The sequence below is a fragment of the Moorena sp. SIO2C4 genome, assembly GCF_010672485.1.
Classification (GTDB): Bacteria; Cyanobacteriota; Cyanobacteriia; order Cyanobacteriales; family Coleofasciculaceae; genus Moorena; species Moorena producens.
Map to the genome: position 1 here is coordinate 1 of NZ_JAAHGN010001547.1, position 1,148 is coordinate 1,148.

At 52.2% G+C, this 1,148-nt stretch carries 1 protein-coding gene; it reads left to right on the forward strand.

The genetic code is table 11. The features are described from left to right. The first annotated feature begins 32 nt into the window (after window positions 1–32). The gene (lipA, locus tag F6K20_RS39405) at window positions 33–941 is read left to right on the forward strand and encodes a lipoyl synthase (RefSeq protein WP_008181722.1); all 909 of its coding nucleotides are present in this window, start codon (window positions 33–35) and stop codon (window positions 939–941) included. Window positions 942–1,148 lie beyond the last annotated feature (207 nt).

Here is a 1,148-nt window from a genome sequence, read left to right on the forward strand (position 1 = left end):
TCCTATTCCCCACTCCCGACTCCCGATTCCCCATGACTACACAAAAACAATGGCGTTCAGAAATTACTGCACTTCCCTCTTGGTTGCGACGTCCGATTGGTAATGCTAGTGACATCTCAACGGTGCAGCGGATTATTAAACAACGGCAGATTCACACCATTTGTGAGGAGGGACGTTGCCCGAACCGAGGTGAGTGCTATTCTCAGAAAACCGCTACATTTTTGTTGATGGGACCGACATGTACACGGTCTTGTGCATTTTGTCAAGTGGATAAAGGTCATGCTCCCATGGCCCTAGACCCAGAGGAGCCCCAGAAAGTAGCGGAATCGGTACAGTTATTGGGCTTGCGGTATGTGGTGCTGACCTCTGTGGCTCGGGATGATTTGCCAGACCAGGGTGCCGGTTGGTTTGTCGCTACCATGGATGCGATCCGCCAACTCAATCCAGGTACTGAGATAGAAGTGCTAACAGCAGATTTCTGGGGGGGTAAAGGTGATCACGATCAAATCTCAGCAGAGTTGCAACAGCAACGGATAGCAACGGTGGTGGAGGCCAAGCCAGCCTGTTACAACCACAATATTGAAACAGTCCAGCGCTTACAGGGCAAGGTGCGCCGGGGAGCACAATATCAGCGATCGCTAGATGTGCTCAGCATTGTCAAACAACTGAATCCCGCCATTCCCACTAAATCCGGATTAATGTTGGGCCATGGGGAAACCAAAGCAGAAGTAATTGAAGCGATGGCGGATTTAGGTAAGATTGGATGCGATCGCATCACCCTCGGTCAATATATGCGTCCCTCTCTCCAACATCTGCCGGTACAAAAATACTGGACACCGGAAGAGTTTGATGAGCTAGGTGCGATCGCACGGGATATGGGATTTGCCCATGTGCGTTCCGGTCCTTTGGTTCGTAGTTCTTACCATGCGGGGGAAACTTGAAGGTTTAAGGTTCAACTGTTAAGTTCTAGGGAATCGGGAATCGGGAATCGGGAATCGGGAATCGGGAATCGGGAAAAGAGTTCCGCACGGCCGGAGGGGTCGGTCATGGCCCACACCCTAGCGACGCTTCCAGCCCCCACCTAGACTCCCAATCAGGTGAGTCGCGAGGCGGAAGGCGGAGTTCGACGTGACCGATGTCAACGACGA

What these genes read in the sequence shown, in the direction of transcription:
- lipA (WP_008181722.1), top strand. Translation starts at nt 33, where the DNA reads ATGACTACACAAAAACAATGGCGTTCAGAAATTACTGCACTTCCCTCT.